General features: G+C 66.4%; 20 protein-coding genes. 11 read left to right on the forward strand and 9 right to left on the reverse strand.

From position 1 onward, the window contains the following. Positions 1-2: 2 nt before the first annotated feature. Positions 3-866 carry a hypothetical protein gene (locus tag NWF22_RS23160; RefSeq protein WP_160904302.1) on the reverse strand — a complete coding sequence of 288 codons (864 nt, stop codon included), beginning with the start codon at positions 864-866 and terminating at the stop codon, positions 3-5. Positions 867-1065: 199 nt separating this feature from the next. Here NWF22_RS23160 and NWF22_RS23165 point away from each other — a divergent pair, with 199 nt between their 5' ends. The 4 genes from NWF22_RS23165 (at position 1066) to katG (ending at position 5034) form a co-directional block, all read left to right on the forward strand. After that, positions 1066-1959, forward strand: a complete 894-nt coding sequence (locus NWF22_RS23165) for an MBL fold metallo-hydrolase (protein WP_160904301.1) — start codon at positions 1066-1068, stop codon at positions 1957-1959. Between the two features lie 73 nt (positions 1960-2032). Next, complete coding sequence (locus NWF22_RS23170) at positions 2033-2257, forward strand: dodecin (RefSeq protein ID WP_160904300.1); 225 nt, start codon at positions 2033-2035, stop codon at positions 2255-2257. A gap of 65 nt (positions 2258-2322) precedes the next feature. Beyond that, on the forward strand, positions 2323-2766 hold the full coding sequence (locus tag NWF22_RS23175; RefSeq protein WP_160904299.1) for a Fur family transcriptional regulator: 444 nt from the start codon (positions 2323-2325) through the stop codon (positions 2764-2766). 36 nt (positions 2767-2802) lie between these two features. Continuing rightward, positions 2803-5034 (forward strand): catalase/peroxidase HPI, encoded by a 2232-nt coding sequence (gene katG / locus NWF22_RS23180; protein WP_160904298.1) that lies wholly within the window; start codon positions 2803-2805, stop codon positions 5032-5034. Positions 5035-5092: 58 nt separating this feature from the next. On the opposite strand, the gene bluB is transcribed toward katG, so the two are convergent. After that, the gene (gene bluB / locus NWF22_RS23185) at positions 5093-5710 is read right to left on the reverse strand and encodes a 5,6-dimethylbenzimidazole synthase (RefSeq protein WP_160904297.1); all 618 of its coding nucleotides are present in this window, start codon (positions 5708-5710) and stop codon (positions 5093-5095) included. 92 nt (positions 5711-5802) lie between these two features. On the opposite strand from bluB, the gene NWF22_RS23190 reads away from it, so the two are divergent. The 4 genes from NWF22_RS23190 (at position 5803) to upp (ending at position 9754) form a co-directional block, all read left to right on the forward strand. Continuing rightward, positions 5803-6390, forward strand: a complete 588-nt coding sequence (locus tag NWF22_RS23190; RefSeq protein ID WP_160904296.1) for a class I SAM-dependent DNA methyltransferase — start codon at positions 5803-5805, stop codon at positions 6388-6390. A gap of 167 nt (positions 6391-6557) precedes the next feature. After that, a complete protein-coding gene (locus NWF22_RS23195; protein WP_202399061.1) occupies positions 6558-7835 on the forward strand; it encodes a GTP cyclohydrolase II in 1278 nt (425 codons plus the stop codon). Next, entirely contained in the window at positions 7832-9109 is a 1278-nt protein-coding gene (locus tag NWF22_RS23200) for a URC4/urg3 family protein (protein WP_160904295.1), read from the forward strand. Before NWF22_RS23195 ends, NWF22_RS23200 begins: the two co-directional genes overlap by 4 nt. A gap of 15 nt (positions 9110-9124) precedes the next feature. After that, positions 9125-9754 (forward strand): uracil phosphoribosyltransferase, encoded by a 630-nt coding sequence (gene upp / locus NWF22_RS23205; RefSeq protein WP_160904294.1) that lies wholly within the window; start codon positions 9125-9127, stop codon positions 9752-9754. A 31-nt stretch (positions 9755-9785) separates the two neighbouring features. Here the strand turns inward: upp and NWF22_RS23210 are convergent, their stop codons facing one another. The 5 genes from NWF22_RS23210 to NWF22_RS23230 are packed head-to-tail and all read right to left on the reverse strand — an operon-like array spanning position 9786 to position 13843. Next, positions 9786-10496 (reverse strand): CPBP family intramembrane glutamic endopeptidase, encoded by a 711-nt coding sequence (locus tag NWF22_RS23210; protein ID WP_160904293.1) that lies wholly within the window; start codon positions 10494-10496, stop codon positions 9786-9788. Beyond that, a complete protein-coding gene (locus NWF22_RS23215) occupies positions 10493-11092 on the reverse strand; it encodes a TetR/AcrR family transcriptional regulator (RefSeq protein WP_160904292.1) in 600 nt (199 codons plus the stop codon). Before NWF22_RS23215 ends, NWF22_RS23210 begins: the two co-directional genes overlap by 4 nt. Next, positions 11089-11952, reverse strand: a complete 864-nt coding sequence (locus NWF22_RS23220; protein ID WP_160904291.1) for an ABC transporter ATP-binding protein — start codon at positions 11950-11952, stop codon at positions 11089-11091. Before NWF22_RS23220 ends, NWF22_RS23215 begins: the two co-directional genes overlap by 4 nt. Then, positions 11949-12770, reverse strand: a complete 822-nt coding sequence (locus NWF22_RS23225; protein ID WP_160904290.1) for an ABC transporter ATP-binding protein — start codon at positions 12768-12770, stop codon at positions 11949-11951. The genes NWF22_RS23220 and NWF22_RS23225 overlap by 4 nt, the downstream gene beginning before the upstream one ends. Continuing rightward, complete coding sequence (locus NWF22_RS23230; RefSeq protein WP_160904289.1) at positions 12767-13843, reverse strand: ABC transporter permease; 1077 nt, start codon at positions 13841-13843, stop codon at positions 12767-12769. The genes NWF22_RS23225 and NWF22_RS23230 overlap by 4 nt, the downstream gene beginning before the upstream one ends. A gap of 11 nt (positions 13844-13854) precedes the next feature. Here NWF22_RS23230 and NWF22_RS23235 point away from each other — a divergent pair, with 11 nt between their 5' ends. Next, the gene (locus tag NWF22_RS23235) at positions 13855-15732 is read left to right on the forward strand and encodes an alpha/beta hydrolase (protein ID WP_160904288.1); all 1878 of its coding nucleotides are present in this window, start codon (positions 13855-13857) and stop codon (positions 15730-15732) included. Between the two features lie 3 nt (positions 15733-15735). Here the strand turns inward: NWF22_RS23235 and NWF22_RS23240 are convergent, their stop codons facing one another. Both NWF22_RS23240 and NWF22_RS23245 read right to left on the reverse strand, forming a co-directional pair. Further along, entirely contained in the window at positions 15736-16191 is a 456-nt protein-coding gene (locus tag NWF22_RS23240; protein WP_160904287.1) for a nuclear transport factor 2 family protein, read from the reverse strand. Then, positions 16188-18053 carry an N-acyl-D-amino-acid deacylase family protein gene (locus tag NWF22_RS23245; protein ID WP_160904286.1) on the reverse strand — a complete coding sequence of 622 codons (1866 nt, stop codon included), beginning with the start codon at positions 18051-18053 and terminating at the stop codon, positions 16188-16190. The genes NWF22_RS23240 and NWF22_RS23245 overlap by 4 nt, the downstream gene beginning before the upstream one ends. A 131-nt stretch (positions 18054-18184) precedes the next feature. Between NWF22_RS23245 and NWF22_RS23250 the strand changes: the two genes are divergently transcribed. Together NWF22_RS23250 and NWF22_RS23255 are read left to right on the forward strand one after the other, a co-directional pair. Continuing rightward, positions 18185-19126 carry a helix-turn-helix transcriptional regulator gene (locus NWF22_RS23250; RefSeq protein ID WP_160904285.1) on the forward strand — a complete coding sequence of 314 codons (942 nt, stop codon included), beginning with the start codon at positions 18185-18187 and terminating at the stop codon, positions 19124-19126. Next, positions 19123-19686 (forward strand): dihydrofolate reductase family protein, encoded by a 564-nt coding sequence (locus tag NWF22_RS23255; protein ID WP_160904284.1) that lies wholly within the window; start codon positions 19123-19125, stop codon positions 19684-19686. Before NWF22_RS23250 ends, NWF22_RS23255 begins: the two co-directional genes overlap by 4 nt. The last annotated feature ends 21 nt before the right edge of the window (positions 19687-19707 follow it).

Consider the following 19707-nt stretch of genomic DNA (forward strand, 5'->3'; position numbering starts at 1 on the left):
GATCAGAACTCCTCGAATCCCTGGTAGTAGCCGATGAAATCGTCGTGGCCGTCGACGAGCCCCTGCGTCCGATAGCGGGTGATATCCCAGGCGACAGGGCGTTTGAGCAGGCGGCCCGCGGACTGATCGTAGAGGCGGTGTTCGCTCCAGACGGTGAATGCCGAACCGTCGAGGAGGATTCCGCCGACGAACCGCAACACTCCCGACGCCGACCCGCGCAGCGGTTGGGGCAGTGCGTTGTCGAAGATCGCGGCGAGATCGGCGAGTGGACGCTCGATCAGTTCGAAGGTGCGACATTTGGTTCGGTAGTCGGCGTTGGCGAACGGCGAGGCGAACGGTCCGGCCAACGGCGCCCCCGCCAGCACCGCGGCCACATCCACCACGAGCCCTGCCAGCAGCGACAGCGGGAAAGTGCGCTCGTTGTCGGCGATCCCGAGCCCGCGATCGACCGCGTCGGCGGTCCGTTGGTCCGGCAGCGGCACGGAGCCGGCGCCCAGATCGGCAAGCGTCACCGACAACGCCACTGCGACGGGGCGCACGAGTTGGTCTCCCTGGGGCAAGAAACGGTCGACCAGGCCGATGAACTCGTCGGCGGCGCCATCACTCATGGCTCCGCCGCCGCGCACACTGACACCCTGCCGCACCGAGTAGGGGTCGTCGCCGGGCATCACCATCACCGCGACCCCCCGCAATGCGTCACGCGAGGAGATGCGCAGACCGCCGAGCACCTGCCGCGCGGCCGCGGGCATATCCGCGTAGCCGTCGGGTGGTGCGGCCGTTGCCGCCGGCCCCCGCGAGATCGCTGCGAGGACCGCAGTCAATCCGGTGGTGACCAGCAAATCCCTACGACTGATGGGTGAAAGCACGCCCGACCTAACTCTTGTCGGTCACCGCCACGTCGCCGGACAACGCCACGGTCTCGAGCGACACCGCGCGTGGCATTGCATCCGCACGTTACGGCAGAGAGACCGGAAACGCTCGGTTCCGGCAAAACAGACCAGGATGTCCGGTTGGCACGACCGCGACTCGTTGACAACGCCGACGCGGCGACGGTACGAAGCGGAGATGTACAACAACCCGTCCTTCGGTGCCACCGAGTATGGCGAGGTCACCGTGCTGACCTCCGCGCATGGCGGTGCGTATCCCTACGGCAACTCGGTGGTCGTGATGGGCTCGGAAGCGACGCTGGTGGTCGATCCGTCACTGGAGGTCGACCGCGACCCAGTGGGGGCCGATGCGGTGATGATCAGCCATGCACACGAGGATCACCTCGCCGGCCTCCGGCACTTCAGTGCGACCACGTACTGCCACCACGCCGACGTGCAGGCAGTACGGTCGCTGGAGGTATTGCTCGAGGGATATGGGCTGACCACCGCGGAGACGACCGCGGTCGGTGAGCAGATTGATGACCAGTTTCACCTGCCGCCGGGGTTCCCGGACGCCGTCGGGGTCGATGCCGCACACGAGTTCGACCTCGGCGGTGTGCGAGCGAGCGTGATCCATCTTCCCGGCCACACCGCCGGCCATTGCGGTGTGCTGGTGGAGCCCACGGGCTTTCTCTACGTCGCCGATATCGACCTGACGTCGTTCGGGCCAATGTACGGCGATGTCGGCAGCAGCGTCGAAGACTATCTCCGCTCCATCGAGACCGTCCGATCGATCGACGCACGATGGTATGGCACCTTTCATCAGAAGGGGGTCATCGACGGTGCGGCCGAGTTCCGTCGTCGGCTCGACGACTACGTGCAGGTCATCGGTCGGCGCGAGGACCGGTTGCTGGCATTTCTGGAGGTCCCGCGCACCCTCGACGACATCGTGCGCCACCGGCTGGTATATCGCCCGCACGTCGAGTTGCCGTTCGTCGACGCCGTCGAGCGCCGCACCGCGCAACTCCACCTCGACCGATTGATCGGTCAGGACGCAGTCGAGAGCCACGACGGCAGGTACGCCGCGACCTGACCGGCCGCGTCACGCTCGCACCGGTCTGCGAAATCTCCGGTGGCGCAGGTCCGCGCCATGGGAGCATCGGCCCATGAGTGATCACACATATCGAGTCATCGAGGTAGTCGGGTCCTCGTCGGACGGCACGGATGCAGCCATCGCCAACGCGATCACGCGCGTCACCCAGACCACCCGAAATGTCGAGTGGTTCGAGGTGGTGAGTACGCGCGGCCACATCGTCGACGGCGCCATCGCGCACACGCAGGTGACGCTGAAGGTCGGCTTCCGGATCGAACCCGACGACGCCCTCGGCTGAGTCTCGATTCGAGACACCACCCCGATAAAACTTGACTCAGTCCAGAAAACCGGCATGATGGTCTCGTGCCATCACAGCCAGATCACGTAACGCGGTTGCGTGAAGCCGATTTGCGGGTGACCCGCCCGCGACTCGCCGTTCTCGATGCGGTGTGCGCACATCCCCATGCCGACACCGACACAATCGTCGGGGCAGTCCGCACCGAGTTGCCGGATGTCTCACGTCAAGCGGTCTACGACGTGCTGCGCGCGTTGACGACCGCAGGCCTGATCCGGCGAATCCAGCCGTCCGGCCATGTGGCTCGTTACGAGTCGCGGGTCGGCGACAATCATCATCACGTCATCTGCCGATCATGCGGCATCATCGGCGACGTTGATTGCGCCGTCGGGGAGGCACCGTGCCTCACTCCGTCGGACCACCACGGCTTCGTCCTCGACGAGGCCGAGGTCATCTACTGGGGACTCTGCGCCGAGTGCGCAGCCGCTCCCGTTTCGGGGTCACAACCGTGATCACAGCCCGAATCGCTCTCTCCTGAAAGGTTTGTCGTGTCTGAGGAAAACCCCGCTCACGCCACCGAGCATCCGCCGATCGCGGAAGCCAATACCGAGGCCGCCGACAAGGGCGGCTGCCCGATGCGCATCAAGCCGCCGGTCGAGGGCGGCGGCAACCGCGACTGGTGGCCCAACCAGCTCAACCTGAAGCTGCTGGCGCACAACCCCGACGTCGTCAACCCGCTCGACACCGACTATGACTACGATGCCGCGCTGCAGACCCTCGACGTGGATGCCCTCAAGGCCGACCTCGTGGATGTGATGAAGACCTCGCAGTCGTGGTGGCCGGCCGACTTCGGGAACTACGGCCCACTTTTCATCCGCATGTCGTGGCATGCTGCCGGCACCTATCGAGTCGAGGACGGACGCGGTGGTGCGGGATCGGGTATGCAGCGCTTCGCGCCGCTCAACAGCTGGCCCGACAACGCCAGCCTCGACAAGGCCCGCCGCCTGCTGTGGCCGGTCAAGAAGAAGTACGGCAAGGCCATCTCGTGGGCCGACCTGCTGGTGCTGGCCGGCAACGTCGCACTGGAGTCCATGGGCTTCAAGACCGCCGGTTTCGCCTTCGGCCGCGCCGACGAGTGGGAACCCGAAGAGGTGTACTGGGGCCCGGAGGCCGAGTGGCTCGGCGACAGCCGCTACAGCGGCCAGCGCGACCTGGAGAATCCGCTCGCCGCTGTGCAGATGGGTCTGATCTATGTCAATCCGGAAGGGCCCAACGGTAATCCGGATCCCCTTGCCGCTGCTGTCGACATCCGCGAGACCTTCGCCCGGATGGCCATGAACGATGTCGAGACCGCCGCGCTGATCGTCGGCGGACACACCTTCGGCAAGACCCACGGCAACGGCGACGCCGAACTCGTCGGCCCCGAGCCGGAGGCCGCTCCCATCGAGCAGATGGGTCTGGGCTGGGTGAACCCGCAGGGCACCGGCGTGGGCGCCGATGCGATCACCAGCGGTCTGGAGGTCACCTGGACCAACACCCCGACCGCCTGGGACAACAGCTTCCTGGAGATCCTCTACGGCTACGAGTGGGAGCTCTTCAAGAGCCCGGCCGGCGCCAACCAGTGGCGCCCGAAGGACTCGGCCGGCGACGGCACCGTCCCGAATGCGTTCGGCGACGGCAAGACCCACCCGTCGATGCTGACCACCGACCTGTCCATGCGGATGGATCCCGGCTTCGAGAAGATCACCCGCCGGTGGCTCGAGCATCCCGAGGAACTCGCCGACGAGTTCGCCAAGGCCTGGTTCAAGCTGCTGCACCGCGACATGGGTCCGGCCGTCCGCTATCGCGGCCCGCTGGTTCCGTCGGAGACCTACCTCTGGCAGGACAATGTGCCCGCCCAGGAGGGACCGACCCTGTCGGACGCCGACATCGACTCCCTCAAGGCGCAGCTGCTCGACTCGGGTCTGACGGTCGCACAGCTCGTGTCGACCGCGTGGAAGGCGGCATCGTCGTTCCGTGGCAGCGATTTCCGCGGCGGCGCCAACGGTGGTCGCATCCGCCTGCAGCCGCAGGTGGCCTGGGAGGCCAACGAGCCCGAGGAACTCGCCCAGGTGATCGGCACCCTCGAGCGACTCCAGGAGAGCTTCAACGCCGAGGCCGGCGCCAAGGTCTCGTTCGCGGATCTGGTGGTGCTCGGTGGTGTGGCCGCGGTGGAGAAGGCCGCCAAGGACGCCGGCGTGGACATCACGGTGCCGTTCACCCCGGGCCGCACCGATGCGACCCAGGAGATGACCGACGAGGAGTCCTTCTCCTACCTGGAGCCCAAGGCCGACGGTTTCCGCAACTATGAGGGCAAGGCCAGTGAGATGCCCGCGGAGTACCGCCTGCTGGATCGCGCGAACCTGCTGACGCTGTCGGCGCCGGAGATGACCGTGCTCGTCGGTGGTCTGCGTGTGCTCGGCGCGACCTACAAGGGATCGTCGCTCGGTGTCCTCACCGAGACGCCCGGCCGCCTGACGAATGACTTCTTCGTCAACGTGCTCGACATGAGCACCGACTGGTCGGCATCGCCGGCCGACGACGGGACCTACATCGGCAAGAACCGCGAGAGCGGCGCGACCACGTGGACCGGCACCCGTGCCGACCTCGTCTTCGGTGCCAACTCGCAGCTGCGGGCCCTGGCCGAGGTCTACGCCGAGGACGACGCCACCGAGAAGTTCGTCAAGGATTTCGTCGCCGCGTGGGACAAGGTGATGAACCTCGATCGGTTCGACGCCTGAGTCGCACCTGAGCAGTGACGATGCTGCCCTCCGGCCTCGCCGGAGGGCAGCATCTGTCTCACCGGAAACCCTCTCGATGTACCGCGTCGGCAAGCGGGCGCCGGGTCCGCCAACCGAACCGTTCGAGGTCGGGAACCGTCTGCAGCCCCGTGACGGGGCCCAGGCACAGCCAAGCGACCACATCCATCGACTCCGGCACACCGATCAGATCCCGAAGGAAATCTTCTCGGTAGAACGAGACCCACCCGACTCCGAGTCCTTCGGCCGTGGCCGCCAACCAGAGATTCTGGATCGCCAGCCCCACCGACAGGCGCCCGGTGGCGTCGATGGTGTGCCGACCGAGCACGTGTGCGCCCCCGCGTGCCGACTGATAGGTCACCACCACCCCGGTCCCTGCCTGTTCGATCCCCTCGACGACGATCGGCCCGAAGGTGGCGGCCCGATCGCCGGGCAGCGACCGCGCGAAATCCGCCCGACATCCGGCGACGTGCTCGGCGAACCGCGACAGCACGGTACGGTCCTGGATCACCACGAAATCCCACGGCTGGGTGTTGCCGACACTCGGCGCGGCGTGCGCGGCCTCCAGCACCCGCCACAGCCGGTTCTCGTCGATCAACGCACCGCTGAACTCGCTGCGTACATCGCGTCGCCGTGCGATCGCCTCGTAGACGTCCATCCACTCCCCTCTCGTGCCATGCCCGAACCAACCAACCACGCGCCAGCGGCTGCACACCTGTCGACACGCAGGGCCTGTGCCACCATGGGCTGGTGGCCACACGATGGGATGACACCAACGCCCCCAAGGGCGACGAGTACGACGAACGCTGGCAACACCTGGTGGCCGCCGGTCAGAACATCCACGGTGAGGCCGATCTCGTCGAGGCGCTCTTACATGATCACGGCGGTCAACGTGTACTCGACGCGGGCTGCGGGACCGGCCGGGTGGCGATCGAGCTGCGTCGGCGCGGCCTCGCGGTGGTGGGTGTGGACGCCGACGACACCATGCTCGCGACCGCACGCCGAAACGGCCCGGAGGTCGTCTGGATACTTGCGGATCTCACCTCGCTGGGAACCCACGTGGACAGCGAGTTCGATGTGGCGCTGCTCGCCGGCAACGTGATGATCTTCGTCGACCCGGGCACCGAGGACGCCGTGCTGGCCCAGCTCGCGGATCGACTCCCATCCGGTGGTCTGCTCGTCGCGGGCTTCAGTCTGCGCGACGACCGTCTGACCCTGGCGGACTACGACCGGCTCGCCGCGCGCAATGGTTTCGAACTCGAGGCGCGCTGGTCCACCTGGGAGCGAGACCCGTTCCACGAGGAGGACTACGCCGTCTCGGTGCATCGGCGGGGCTGACGGTTCGGTCAGCGATCGTGGGGAATCCGTTACCTTTCTCGTCCAGCAACCGTTCCCGGCAATCGCTATGCTGGCGCTTTCCACCCGGCGCCGAGTACTCGGCTCCGAACGGAGCGGCCAGACGATTCGGCATCCGCCGGATCAGCCGCTGACGGACAGGAGCGACGATGACCGCAGATCTGAGTCCGGACGCCGTCGGGCCGTCGGCCGCCGGCGGCCATATCCGGTTGACCTCACACAGCGGTGGACTCGATGCGCTCCCCATCCGTTGGGGAGCTGCCACCGCCGCGCAGCGCGGGCCGGTGGTCGGCACCACGTCGCGCCGGTCGCACCGCAATGTGATCGGCACGCACAGCGGCTCGTACAGTGTGTACCGCGCGCTTGCCGTCGCGGCCGGCGCGTTGTCCCGTGCGCATCGCGCCGACCTCACCGACACCGCGCCCACCGACGTCGTCGGACCCCATCCACAATGGTCTGATCCGGAACGCATCGTCAGCCTCGACCCGTGGGGCGCGGTCACCGCCGACGTGTTCGCTGAACATCTCGCCGCCGGACACGACATCCGGCCCACCATCGCGATCACCAAGGCGCACGTCATCCTGCCCGAGATCGCCGACGCCATCGCCAAAGGTCGGCTGCAACCGGATGGTCGGTACTTGCTCGACACCGGTGCCGCCCTGGTGACGAAGGCCGCCGTCGAACCCGTCTGGCATCTACCCGGGGTTGCACGCCGTTTCGGCTGTAGCGAAGCAGATCTCCGTCGTGTCCTGTTCGAGGAGACCGGCGGCATGTACCCGGAACTGGTCACCCGCTCCGACCTCGACGTCTTCCTACCGCCCATCGGCGGACAGACCGTCTACATCTTCGGCCGACCGGCAGATCTGGCCGATCCCGACGTGGAACTGACCGCACGAGTCCACGACGAATGCAACGGTTCGGATGTGTTCGGTTCCGACATCTGCACCTGCCGTCCCTACCTGACCCACGCGATCGAGGAGTGCATCCTCGGCGCGCAGCGCGGCGGGGTGGGACTGGTTGCCTACTCCCGCAAGGAGGGACGCGCACTGGGCGAGGTGACCAAATTCCTCGTCTACAACGCCCGCAAACGACAGGTCGGCGGAGACACCGCTGAACAATACTTCGCCCGAACGGAATGCGTTGCCGGAGTACAGGACATGCGCTTCCAGGAACTGATGCCCGATGTGCTGCATTGGCTCGGAATCCGCAAGATCCACCGGCTGGTGTCGATGAGCAACATGAAGTATGACGCGATCACCGGCTCCGGGATCGAGGTCGGGGAGCGGGTCAACATCCCCGACGCACTCGTCCCGGCCGACGCGCAGGTGGAGATCGACGCCAAGATGGCGGCCGGCTACTTCACGCCGGGTCAGGTTCCGGACGCGACCGAACTCGGTAAGGCCAAAGGGCGAGGGCTCGACACATGAGTGTCGAGATCTCCGGCCGGGACAGGGTGCCACGGACCGACCCCGGATCGGGGCGGCCGCCGGCTCCGGGGTCCCCCCACGTCCTTCGCTCCACCGCCGCGATCCGCGAGCGTGCCGGGCAGCTGACCGATCGTGCGCGAGCCGGTGATTCTCCGTGGTTCGTGATCGATGACGCGGCGCTCCCGGCGGCGGCCGCCGAGGTCGCCGGCGTCACACGCCGCCGCTACCCCGACCTCGACATCCCGTTCCACAGCCGGTGGCGACATTTCGAGGCCGGCGGCGTGGACCGGACGTCGATGCTGCGAAGCCGACTCGGCGACGATCCGGCCGAGCAGGCACGAACCCTCATCGATCTCGCCGTCGTCAGCGTGCTGCTCGACGCCGGCGCCGGCCCGGACTGGTCCTACCTCGAGGCCGATTCCGGCCTGCAGATCGGTCGGTCCGAAGGCCTCGCGGTGGCCGGATGGCATGCCTTCACCGCTGGTCTGTTCTCCGGCGATCCGGGCCACCGGCTGCGGGTCGACGCGATCGGCCTGGCCGAACTGACGGTCGACGCGCTGTCGGCCGCGTTTCAGGTCAACCGACGCAATCCGCTGGTCGGGCTCGACGGTCGCGTCGAATTGCTTCGCCGTCTCGGTACCGCATTGACCGCACATCCCGACGTCTTCGGCGAGCAGCCACGTCCGGGTCATCTCTACGATGCGGTGCTGGGCGCGTCGACGGCCGACGTCGACGCGCACACCATCCTCTCGCTGCTGCTGTCTTGCACCTCCGGTATCTGGTTGTCCGACAACGTTCTCGACGGGATCCCGGTCGGTGACTGTTGGCGACACGACGCGGTGCGGGGCGAGGGGCCCTCGGACGGGTGGATGCCGTTCCACAAGCTGAGTCAGTGGTTGACCTATTCGCTACTCGAGCCCTTCGCGTGGGCGGGGCATCGCGTCGGCGGCCTGGCCGACCTGACTGCGTTGCCCGAATACCGCAACGGTGGACTGTTGCTCGACACCGGGGTCCTCCGTCTGCGCGATCCCGCACAGGCGCATCATCGCCACCTCGTCGGCGACGAACTCGTCGTCGAGTGGCGGGCGCTGACGATCACCCTGATCGACGAGCTCGCGTCCCTGGTACGCACCGAACTGAACGTCGACGAGACGCGAATGCCGCTGGCGTGTGTCCTCGAAGGCGGCACCTGGGCCGCCGGCCGAGAGCTCGCCGGCAAGCTCCGCTCCGGCCTTCCACCCCTCGACATCGCCAGTGACGGAACAGTTTTCTGACCCGAAGGACATGACATGGACGACGTGGTGCTGATCGACCACCCGCTGGTGCAGCACAAGCTCACCCTGCTGCGACGCAAGGACACCTCCACCAACGACTTCCGTCGGCTGCTGACCGAGATCTCCACGTTGATGGCCTATGAGGTGCTGCACGACATCCCGATGCATCCGGTCACGATCGAGACACCGCTCGAGACGATGACCGCCAACGTCATCGACGGCAAGAAGGTCGTTTTCGCATCGATCCTGCGAGCCGGTACCGGCATCGTCGACGGCATGCTGACCGTGGTGCCCGGCGCGCGTGTCGGACACATCGGGCTCTACCGGGATCCGAAGACCCACATCGCCGTCGAATACTATTTCAAGATGCCCGGCGACCTGGCCGAGCGGGATGTGGTGATCGTGGATCCCATGCTGGCGACCGGACATTCGGCGGTCGCCGCGGTGGATCGGATCAAGGAGTACTCCCCGCGATCGATCAAATTCGTCTGCCTGCTGACCTGCCCGCAGGGTATCTCGACCCTGCACACCGCACATCCCGATGTCCACATCTTCACCGCGGCCGTCGACCGGGGACTCAACGACGACGGGTACATCGTGCCCGGTATCGGCGACGCCGGAGACCGCATATTCGGTACGACCTGACAACCCACACCGACCGTGTACGAGAGCACGGTCACGACGGCAGGTGCCAGGCGACCGCGGCACCCACCGCACCGGTGGCATTGAGCGCCCAGTGCAGCGCGACCGGCGCGAGCAGACTCGTCGTCCGGTGCCGTAGCCAACCGAACACAAATCCGGCGGCCGTGGTTGCTGCGACGGCACCGAGCACTCCCGCGACCTGACCGACAGACCCGGAACCGAGCACGCCGCTCAGACCCGCATTCCCCGCGGTGAGACCCAAGGACGACGTGACATGCCACAGACCGAAGGCAACCGCCCCCAGGGAGAGGGTCCACCGCACCCCGAACAGGCGGCCGAGGCCGCCTTGCAACACGCCACGGAACATCAGTTCCTCGGGTAGCACGGTCTGCAACGGAATCGTCACCAACGCGGCCACCGCTGCCGCGGAGGCGCTGTCGAATCGGTCGGACAAGAAGAACTGTCGAGTGGCCGGGATGGCCACGGCCACCGACACGATCGCGAACACCGCGACCACGGCGCCGACGGCATAGGGGATGCCGGCACGCAATTCGGTTCGACTCAATCCCATCTCGCGCCAACCCAGACCTGCCAGCCGCGCAGCGGCGACCAGGACGATGGCCGCAACCGGGATCACCAGGACCGATGCCGGGCCGGTCGTGAAATGCGCGAGGATATTGATCCCGATCAGCGCTGCCACGACACCCACCACCAGCAGGATGGACCGTGTGGGCCACGCGTTCATTGCTCCCCGAACAGGTAGTTGTCGATGGTGGGACCCACCCAGCGACTCAACTCGGCGGCAGAGGCTTCCGCGATGCCGGGCACTCTCATCACATATCGTGCCAGCACCAGGCCCAACATCTGCGACATCACCAACGCCACGCGCCGCTCGAGTTGGTCGGCATGCACGAACTGGCCGAGGACCCCCGTCGCGACACCGAGGAAGAACTCCCGCAGACGGTCGGCGATCTCCTCGTGGGTCACCGCGATTCGCAGCAACGCGACCGCGCGAGCACGTTGCTGTGGGTCGCTCTCCCACAAGTCGACGACCCGATGGACGAACTCACATCCCACGGAGGTGTCGGCCTCGGCGATCCCGGCGAAGACGGTCGAAACGTCGACCTCGGGACGCAGCGCCGCGACCAGCAGGTCGTTCTTGGTCCCGAAATAGTGGTGGATGAGCGCCGGATCCACTCCGGCCCGCCGACCGATCGCCCGCATGGTGGTCCGTTCGAAACCGCTCTCGGAGAACATTTCTCGTGCGGTGGTCAGAATCCGTTCGCGATTGTCGACGGTCGGACCGAGTCTGGGCCGGCCACGGCGGCGGGCCGAGCTCATCGGGACCGGGCGAGGACCAGCATCCGCTCCTCGATGGTGGCCGGGACCGGCCGGATCTCGGCCTCGACGCCGGCGTCGTCCAACGCCGAGGAGATCGTTGCCGGATCCGTGTCGGGCACCCGGATCGCCCTGCCGTCCAGGATCACCGGAATGTCTGCGGCGTTGAGCACCGCGAATGTGCGGGCCCAATCCGCGGTGTGCACGGCCACGGCGCGGGTGTCACCGACGATGTCGTCTTCACTACCCGAGGCGACGAGTGCGCCACCGGCCATCAGCAACAGCCGGTCGCAGTGTTGTGCCTCCTCCATGTAGTGCGTGGTGACCAGCACCCCCACCCCGTCGTCGGCCTGTGCACGGATGGTGTCCCACAGTTCGGCCCGCGACAATGCGTCCACCCCGGAGGTCGGCTCGTCGAGGACCAGCACCTCGGGCTGATGTGCCAGGGCAACCAGAAACGCCGCTTGTCGCTGCGCACCCAGCGCCAGGTCGCCGACCAGCGTGTTCCGGGCATCGCGCAGCGACGGTGGGATCTCCGGAACCGCGGCGTTGTAGGCGTCGGCGCTGAATGCCAGGTTCTCCGCCACCGTGAGGTCGCGATAGAGGCCGAGATTCTGTGGGACGTAGCCCATCCGCGCGCGGTGGGCACGATCCGGTGGCCCGCCGAGGAGTTCGACCCTGCCCTCGTTGGGGGCCAGGAGTCCCAACAGCAGGCGGATCAGCGTGGTCTTGCCGGCTCCGTTGGCGCCGAGCAGGCCCACGACCTCTCCCGACGACACCTCCATCGACACCGCGTCGACGGCGGTGAAGTCGCCGAATCGACGGGTCACCGATTGTGCGCGCAGCGCCTGGTCGGTTGTCATGACACCTCCTGGTGGCGCCGTGTCATCGACAGCGCGATGACGATGTCCTCCAGGTCCGGCGTCACCACGTCGGCATCGCAGGCAGGGTCACCGTCGGGCCAGTACTCGCGCCGCTGCCGTCCTCGCCGCCACGACCAATCCGACCGGGTGGGGACGCTCGATGAGGTGACCGTGCCGGTGAAGCCGGCCCGCACATCGTCGTAGGAACCGGTGGCCAGCGCACGGCCCCGGTCGAGGACGACGAGTTCGGCTGCCCGTTCGGCCTCGTCGAGGTAGGTTGTCGACATCAGCACGCCGGCGCCGGCGGCGGCGGCCTCGGAAATCATGCGCCACAGATCGATACGACTCACCGGATCGACGCCGGTACTCGGCTCGTCGAGGACGAGCAGGTCCGGATGATGCAGCATCGCCATCGCGGCACCGAGCTTGCGGCGCATCCCGCCGGACAGCGCCGATGCCAGTCGATCGGCCGCGATTCGCAGGCCGGCGCGGTCGATGACGTCCTCACGCCGCCCGACGAGCTCGTCACCCGTCAATCCGTATATGCCGCCGACGAAGTCGAGATTCTGCCGGACGGTCAGCGCCGACCAACTCCCCGGACCGGCCGACAGGTATCCGATCCGGTGCTTGCCCGGTGCCTCGACATCCCCACTGTCGGGGGCTATCTCCCCGACGAATGTGCGCAACAACGTGGTCTTGCCGGCACCGTCGCCGCCGACCAGCGCGACCACCTGCCCCGGTGCCACCGCGACGCTGACGCCGTCGAGGGCGGTTGTCGCACCGAAGGTCACGGTCACCGACCGGGCTGCCGCGATCATGCGACGTCCGCGCCAGTCGACCCCGCCGAGGTCTCTTGTTGCGGCGGCGACGGCTTCGACACGTCGGGGGCCAGGTCCCGACGGAACCGCAGGGTGGCAGCGGTGAACACGACCACCGCCATCGCGGTCAGTACCACCAGAGGCAACCAGAGCGACTCGATCGGGGCGCCACGCAGCATCACACCCTGCGAGATCATCGTGAAGTAGGTCAGCGGTAACAGGTAGCCGATCCACCGGACTCCCGCCGCCATGGCATCGAGCGGAAAGATCATGCCGGATAACAGTATCTGCGGCAGTAGGAAGAAGAACGCCGTCTGAATGGCCTGACCGGTCGTCTGGGAGATGGTGGAGATCAGCACGCCGAGCCCGAGGACGACGAACAGGAAAATGGCCGCGCCGAGCGCGAAGACCAACACATTGCCGTTGAACGGGACGTCGAACAGGAGCATGCCCAGCACGGTCACCACGGTCATGTCGATCGCGGCGAGGATGAAGTAGGGCACGATCTTGCCCAGGATCACCTGACTCGGCGCGATGGGCATCACCGCGAGCTGCTCGAGCGTACCCGCCTCGCGTTCGCGGACCAGTCCGATGCTGGTGATGATGGTGCCGATGAAGGTGAGGATGAGGCCGATGATGGCCGGGACCATCACCCATGAGGTCTTGAGATCCGGATTGAACAACACTTCCGTGCGGATCTGCCCGCCGAGCTTGTTCAGGATCGAGACCGTCGACTGCGCGGCGAACAGATTGGAGCCGTCGACGTAGGCAGTGGGTTGCTCACCCGGATTGCCGGTCACCACGGCCACGTCGACGGTGTTCTCGCGCAGCATGTCCTGCGCATGCGTGGCGCCGTCGGCGGCGTCGGTCTCGGTGACCTCGAAGAAGGGGGGCAGCGCAGTGGCCACCCGTTCGGCCGACGGGCCGAGCACGGCCGTCTGAACCGAGGACACATAGAAGTTGGCCGCGTAGCCGAAGATCACCAGCAGCAGCAACGGCAGAACGATCAGCATGGCCAGCGTGCGGCGGTCGCGCCGCAGTTCGCGAAACTCTTTGAGAATCATTGCGCGCATGCTGCGAGCGTATGACCTGGGATATCAGAGGTCAACGCTTGTTGAATAAATTCCTCGGCGCCTCGGTGGAGGCGCCGGTGCCGGGTTGCCGTCTGAACCGGGATCCGGGCGTGCCGCTGACCGCGCTGGTAGTGTCATCGCGCCGACTACAGCGGAGGAGCACCGTGACTTCGGAGAACCCCACCTCGACCGATGACGGCCACCCGGTCGACGACGATGCCGATTCGCCAGGCGAGGGCAAGCCGGCGGCACCCTGGTGGCGGCGTCACCTGGGCCGCTACCGATATGTGCCGGTCTCGGTCGCCCTGGTGTTCGTCTGGTTCTCGATGACACCGTCCCTGCTGCCGCGGGGCGCGTTCTTCCAAGGTGTGGTGAGCGGCGCGTCTGCGGCCGTGGGCTATTGCCTCGGCGCGTTCGCCAGCTGGTTCATCCGGTACATGATGTCGCGCGACGAACCCTGGCGGCCGCCGTCGCGGCGGTCGTGGATCGTGTTGGGTGTGATCGCGGTGACCGGCACCGTGCTGATGCTGGTGTGGTTCTCCCAGTGGCAGGACGACATCCGCGATCTGATGGGCGTCGACCGCCTGAGTTGGGGTTCGTACCCGCTCATCCCGGTCGTGGGTGTGGTGGTGTTCCTGATCCTCGTCAGTCTCGGACGTCTGTTCGGATACTCCGTGCGGTGGTGCGTTCGCCACCTCAACCGAGTTGCCCCGCCGCGCGTGTCGGCGGCGGTGGGTGCCGTGGTGGTGCTGCTGTTGACGATCTTCATCCTCAACGGTGTGGTCGCCAAGTACTCGATGCAGTGGCTGAACGCGAGCTTCGCGGCGGCCAACGAGGAGACGAAGGCCGAGACGTCACCGCCCACGTCGTCGTTGCGCTCCGGCGGCCCCGACTCGCTGGTCACCTGGGACTCGCTCGGCCGCGAGGGCCGCGTCTTTGTCGCCAAGGGTCCCGATGTGGGCGCTCTCTCGGTGTTCAACGGCGCGCCGGCGCAGGAACCGATCCGGGTGTATGCCGGGCTGGAGTCGGCGGACAGTCTGCGCGAGGAGGCGGAGTTGGCGGCCGATGAACTGGTGCGCACCGGCGGTCTGGACCGGGCCGTCGTCGCGGTGGCGTCCACCACCGGCAGCGGTTGGGTCAACAAGGCGACGGTGGACTCACTGGAGTACATGTACAACGGCGATACCGCAACCGTCAGCATGCAGTACTCGTACCTGCCGAGCTGGTTGTCCTTCCTCGTCGACAAGGAGCGCGCCCGCCAGGCAGGTCGCGCACTGTTCGAGGCGGTGTCCGAGCGCATTCGTGCGGTGCCGGAGGCGGACCGTCCGAAGCTGGTCGTGTTCGGCGAGAGTCTGGGATCGTTCGCCGGTGAGGCAGCCTTCGGCACCATCCCGGCATTGGCCGCCCGCACCGACGGCGCCCTGTTCAGCGGTCCCACGTTCAACAACACCCTGTGGCGTGACACCACCAACAACCGGGACGAGGGTTCGCCCCAGGTGCTGCCGGTCTACGACGACGGCACACACGTCCGGTTCATCGCCGACGAAACCGACCTGTCGGAGCCCGACTCGGAGTGGAAACCATCGCGCATCGTGTACCTCCAGCACGCCAGCGACCCCATCACGTGGTGGAATCCGAACCTCATCCTCAACGAACCGGCGTGGCTGTCGGAACCGCGGGGACGGGATGTGCTGTCATCGACGCGATGGATTCCGTTCGTGACCTTCCTGCAGGTATCGGCGGACATGGCAGTCGCGGTGAACGTGCCGGACGGCCATGGCCACGACTACATGTCGGCGATCCCCTATGCGTGGGCCGACATTCTGGAGCCGCCGGGGTGGACCGAGGCGAAGACCGCGGCGTTGCTGCCGCGTCTCAACCGGGACTGACGCTCAGATCTGGCCCGTCGCGTCGTAGACCCAACTCGTGTCGGCGGACAGCAGGTCGTCCATCCAACTCGGCGGGGCGTTGTTCATCAGGGTCGTCGAGTCCCAATAGTCCTTCCAGAGGGTGATCTGGCCGTCGCGCACCCGGTGCACCGTGACGAACGGTAGTTCGGCGACTTCGCCCGTGGTCCACGTCCAGGTCTCGGAATGCTCATAGGTGACGTCGTCGCCGTCGGCCACGATCAGCCCGTCGTGGTTGCGGTACGACGACAACTCTTCGAGCCCCACCTTGAGACGTGCGACGATGTCGGCGGGGCCGCGGGCCGCGAGGGCCGGGCCGAAGGGGACGTCGAGGTAGATGCAACCGTCGGCCAGGAACGGGGCCACCGCATCCCAGTCGCGATCCGACAGCGCCCGCCACAGGCCGAGAACCGTATCAGCCGGGGCCGGGACGACGGTCACTCGACGACCCCGGCCTCGGCGAGGGTTGTTCCCCGAGATGTCTGCGCAGGACTGGCCACCGGATCTCCGCGCCGTCCCGCACGGAGGAACTGGCCCGTTCGAGTCTCCCCCACCACGGCGGTCGGTGAGCCCCGCTCGATCACCTTGTGTCCACTCACGAAGACCGCGACCACCGTGTCGTCGTTGCGGTTGACCATTCGCGACATCCCGCCGAACGCCGGAATGATTGCCTCGGCATAGGTGTCGAGTGAGTCGTCGAGGCGATCGGGGTCGATGATCACCAGGTCCGCCCGGTCCCCCGGCCGTAGGTGACCGGCATCGATGCCGTACCAGTCGGCGAGCTCACCGGTCATGCGATGCACGGCAGCGGCGACGTCCATGAACGGTTCACCGCGCTGTTCGGCGGTGTGGACGTGTTTGAGCAGCCGCAGCCCGAAGTTGTAGAAAGCCATGTTCCGCAGGTGGGCGCCGGCATCGGAGAAGCCGAGTTGGATTCCGGGCTCACGGGCCATCTGCTTGAGGACTTCTGGCCGGTGGTTGGAGATGGTGGTGCGCCAACGGATGTCGGTGCCGTGTTCGAGCACGAGGTCGAGGAAGGCGTCGACCGGATGCAGTCCGCCCCGATCGAGTCCTACCTGTCCGAATGATTTCCCGACCACCGACCCGTCCGGGCAGGCGACGATCTCGGCGTCGAAGAAGTCACGGTGCCAAACCCGTGTACCGAATTTCGACTCGTAGTCCTTTCGGAACCGTCGTCGGTAGTTCTCGTCACGCAACAACTCATCACGGGCGAGCTGTTCCTTGAGATGGAGGGCGGCTGCGCCGGAACCGAACTCTTCGAAGATCACCAGGTCGATGCCGTCGGCGTACACCTCAAAGGGCACCGGAAGGTGCTGCCAGCGGAAGTTGCCGCCGAGCCGGTTGACCAGTCCCGCAAGTGGTCCCATGATCTTGATGGCATACGGGTTGGCCTTGATGTCGGCAGCAGACAGCAGACTCGTCTTGAGGTTGCGCCGTCCGATGCCCAGCGAGGTGAAGGCTTGTGAAGCGACGTTGGCCGGGTTGGTGATATCCGGGCCGGCCTGCAGGATCCGACCGGTCTTGCGGAGCAGCGATTTGAGACGTCGCAGTTCTCGCGGCTTTGCGTAGGTCGACGGGAGAGTGCGCGATCGGCAGGTGTCGCCGTCGAGTTTGTCGAACAACAGTTGCTGTGAGGACATGCCCACGAAGCCCGCGTCGAGGGCATCGGCCAACCAGCGCTCCATCTGTGCCTGCTCGGCGGCGGTCGGGCGGACGGTCTCCAGCGTGGCACGATCGAGACCCATGGCCGCGGTCCGCATGTCGGAGTGGCCGATGAACGCGGCGACATTCGGGCCGAGGGCGCGATGTTCGAGCGCGTCGACGTACTCTGACGGAGTCGACCACGTCTTGTGGCTGTCGATCGTGTCGATGACGTGTCGGCGTGGAATCGCCTCCACCCGACCGAACAGATCCCCCGCCTCGGTGCCGTCGACGTGAATGGTCGACAGGGAGCACGAACCGACCAGGACCGTGGTCACGCCGTGCCGCAGTGACTCGGCGAGTTCCGGTTGTGCGAGCACCTCGACGTCGTAGTGGGTGTGGATGTCGACCATCCCCGGCATCACCCATTTGCCGCTCGCGTCGATCACGTCTGCGCAGCCCGTCTCGTCGAGCTGATCTGCCGAGACCACGACGACCGCGCCGTCACGGATACCGATGGATCGGATGGCCGCCGGGCTACCGCTACCGTCGAACCAGAGCCCGTCACGAATGATTGTGTCGTAGGTCACTCGATCATTAGAGACACTCGCCAGGATGAGTGTCAACGATTCAGTAGACATTTCTGGATTTCTGTACACCCGACCCACTCGGCGCCGCGGCTCCGGCGATCCGTCATCGTGCGGAACAGGCGGCGACGCCACTGGGCAAGAACGGTCGGGCGGCGCTACGGCTACCGGCGGATACTGGGTGAATGAGCCAGGAAACCGGGCGCGATCGCATCCGTGAGTTGCTCGACGCGGTGCTGAACGACGACCATCACCGACTCGACGACATGGCCGCCGGCGCACATGCGTCGGCCTTCCACTTCAGCCGCCAGTTCACCCGTCATGTCGGCGAGGCGCCGGTTGCGCTACGACGCCGCGTGATGCTCGAGCGTGCCGCATGGCAGCTCCAGCGCGGGTCGTCGGTCACCGACGCCGCTTTCGCAGCGGGCTACGATTCGGTCGAAGGATTTGCCCGTGCGTTCTCGCGGGCGTTCGGGCATGCGCCGAGCCGCCTCGGATCGCGGGACGTTCGTGGACACTGGCTGCCGTCGCCCAATGGGATCCACTTCCATTCGCCCACTGTTCTTTACGTCGACAACGGCAATCCGTTGGAGGAATCTGCTGGTGACGTTCTCGCGCTGATGGTGCGCCATGACCTCGACGACACCTCCGCGCTGCTCGACATCGCAAAGGCGGTCGATGACACCGACTATCACGCGAGGCGCCTGCCCGGTCACCGACCACTGGCATGGAGCGGGTCGGAGGAATCAATCGCCGAGGTTCTCACCGGTTTGGTCGCCGGAAAGGCGCCATGGTTGGCGAGCATAGCGGGCGACGACACCCCAGAGTTCGGTGATGCGATGGATGTGGCGACGTTGACAGATCTGCACGGCGAGATCGCGCCGCGTTGGCTGGCGCTGACCCGCGACATCGACCGCCGCGCCGCATGGTCGGACCGTATCGTCGACGCGATCTGTGAGCCGCCGGAATCATTTCTGCTGTCGCAGATCTGGGCGCATGTGTTGACCTTCTCCGCTCACCGCAGACAACTGATCCGCTGGATGCTCGCCGACGCGGGCGTTGACATCAGCGACGCCGATCCCGACCCCATCATGTGGCATCGACAACGATCTGGAGGGACGCCATGAGTGCACGACCGAAGTTTCGCTACTACACGGCCAGCACGCTCGATGGCTACCTGGCCGATCTGGACGACTCGTTGGACTGGCTGCTGACCCAACCCATCGACGAGAACGGTCCGATGAACTACACGGAGTTCATCGCCGACATTGGCGCAATGGTGATGGGATGGACCACCTATCGCTGGCTACTCGACAACGAGGTGAGTGACGGCAAGCCCTGGCCGTACGACATGCCGTGCTTCGTGTTCACTCATCGTGACGTGGTTCCGGTTGCAGAGTCGATTTCCGTAGTGGCCGGAAGCCCGGCCGATCATCGGGACCTGCTTATCGCGGCCGCCGGGGACAAGGACGTCTGGATCGTCGGTGGCGGCGATCTTGCGGCACAGTTCGCCGAGGCCGGAATGCTGGACGAGATCGTGGTGTCCTTCGCCCCGGTCACCGTCGGCGCGGGCCGCCCGCTCTTCCCCCGCCGTTTCGACCTGGAGCTCATTGACACAGCACGCAACCGGGCGTTCGTGTGTGCTCGATATGCGGTAGTCGGTCCGCGGTCGCGAATCTCTTCGTGACCGCAGTCTGCTCAACCCCAC

The organism is Gordonia mangrovi (assembly GCF_024734075.1).
GTDB lineage: Bacteria > Actinomycetota > Actinomycetes > Mycobacteriales > Mycobacteriaceae > Gordonia > Gordonia mangrovi.

What these genes read in the sequence shown, in the direction of transcription:
- NWF22_RS23165 (WP_160904301.1), top strand. Translation starts at nt 1,066, where the DNA reads ATGTACAACAACCCGTCCTTCGGTGCCACCGAGTATGGCGAGGTCACC.
- NWF22_RS23170 (WP_160904300.1), top strand. Translation starts at nt 2,033, where the DNA reads ATGAGTGATCACACATATCGAGTCATCGAGGTAGTCGGGTCCTCGTCG.
- bluB (WP_160904297.1), bottom strand. Translation starts at nt 5,710, where the DNA reads ATGGACGTCTACGAGGCGATCGCACGGCGACGCGATGTACGCAGCGAG.
- NWF22_RS23195 (WP_202399061.1), top strand. Translation starts at nt 6,558, where the DNA reads ATGACCGCAGATCTGAGTCCGGACGCCGTCGGGCCGTCGGCCGCCGGC.
- NWF22_RS23200 (WP_160904295.1), top strand. Translation starts at nt 7,832, where the DNA reads ATGAGTGTCGAGATCTCCGGCCGGGACAGGGTGCCACGGACCGACCCC.
- upp (WP_160904294.1), top strand. Translation starts at nt 9,125, where the DNA reads ATGGACGACGTGGTGCTGATCGACCACCCGCTGGTGCAGCACAAGCTC.
- NWF22_RS23210 (WP_160904293.1), bottom strand. Translation starts at nt 10,496, where the DNA reads ATGAACGCGTGGCCCACACGGTCCATCCTGCTGGTGGTGGGTGTCGTG.
- NWF22_RS23215 (WP_160904292.1), bottom strand. Translation starts at nt 11,092, where the DNA reads ATGAGCTCGGCCCGCCGCCGTGGCCGGCCCAGACTCGGTCCGACCGTC.
- NWF22_RS23220 (WP_160904291.1), bottom strand. Translation starts at nt 11,952, where the DNA reads ATGACAACCGACCAGGCGCTGCGCGCACAATCGGTGACCCGTCGATTC.
- NWF22_RS23225 (WP_160904290.1), bottom strand. Translation starts at nt 12,770, where the DNA reads ATGATCGCGGCAGCCCGGTCGGTGACCGTGACCTTCGGTGCGACAACC.
- NWF22_RS23230 (WP_160904289.1), bottom strand. Translation starts at nt 13,843, where the DNA reads ATGCGCGCAATGATTCTCAAAGAGTTTCGCGAACTGCGGCGCGACCGC.
- NWF22_RS23235 (WP_160904288.1), top strand. Translation starts at nt 13,855, where the DNA reads ATGACCTGGGATATCAGAGGTCAACGCTTGTTGAATAAATTCCTCGGC.
- NWF22_RS23245 (WP_160904286.1), bottom strand. Translation starts at nt 18,053, where the DNA reads ATGTCTACTGAATCGTTGACACTCATCCTGGCGAGTGTCTCTAATGAT.
- NWF22_RS23250 (WP_160904285.1), top strand. Translation starts at nt 18,185, where the DNA reads ATGAGCCAGGAAACCGGGCGCGATCGCATCCGTGAGTTGCTCGACGCG.
- NWF22_RS23255 (WP_160904284.1), top strand. Translation starts at nt 19,123, where the DNA reads ATGAGTGCACGACCGAAGTTTCGCTACTACACGGCCAGCACGCTCGAT.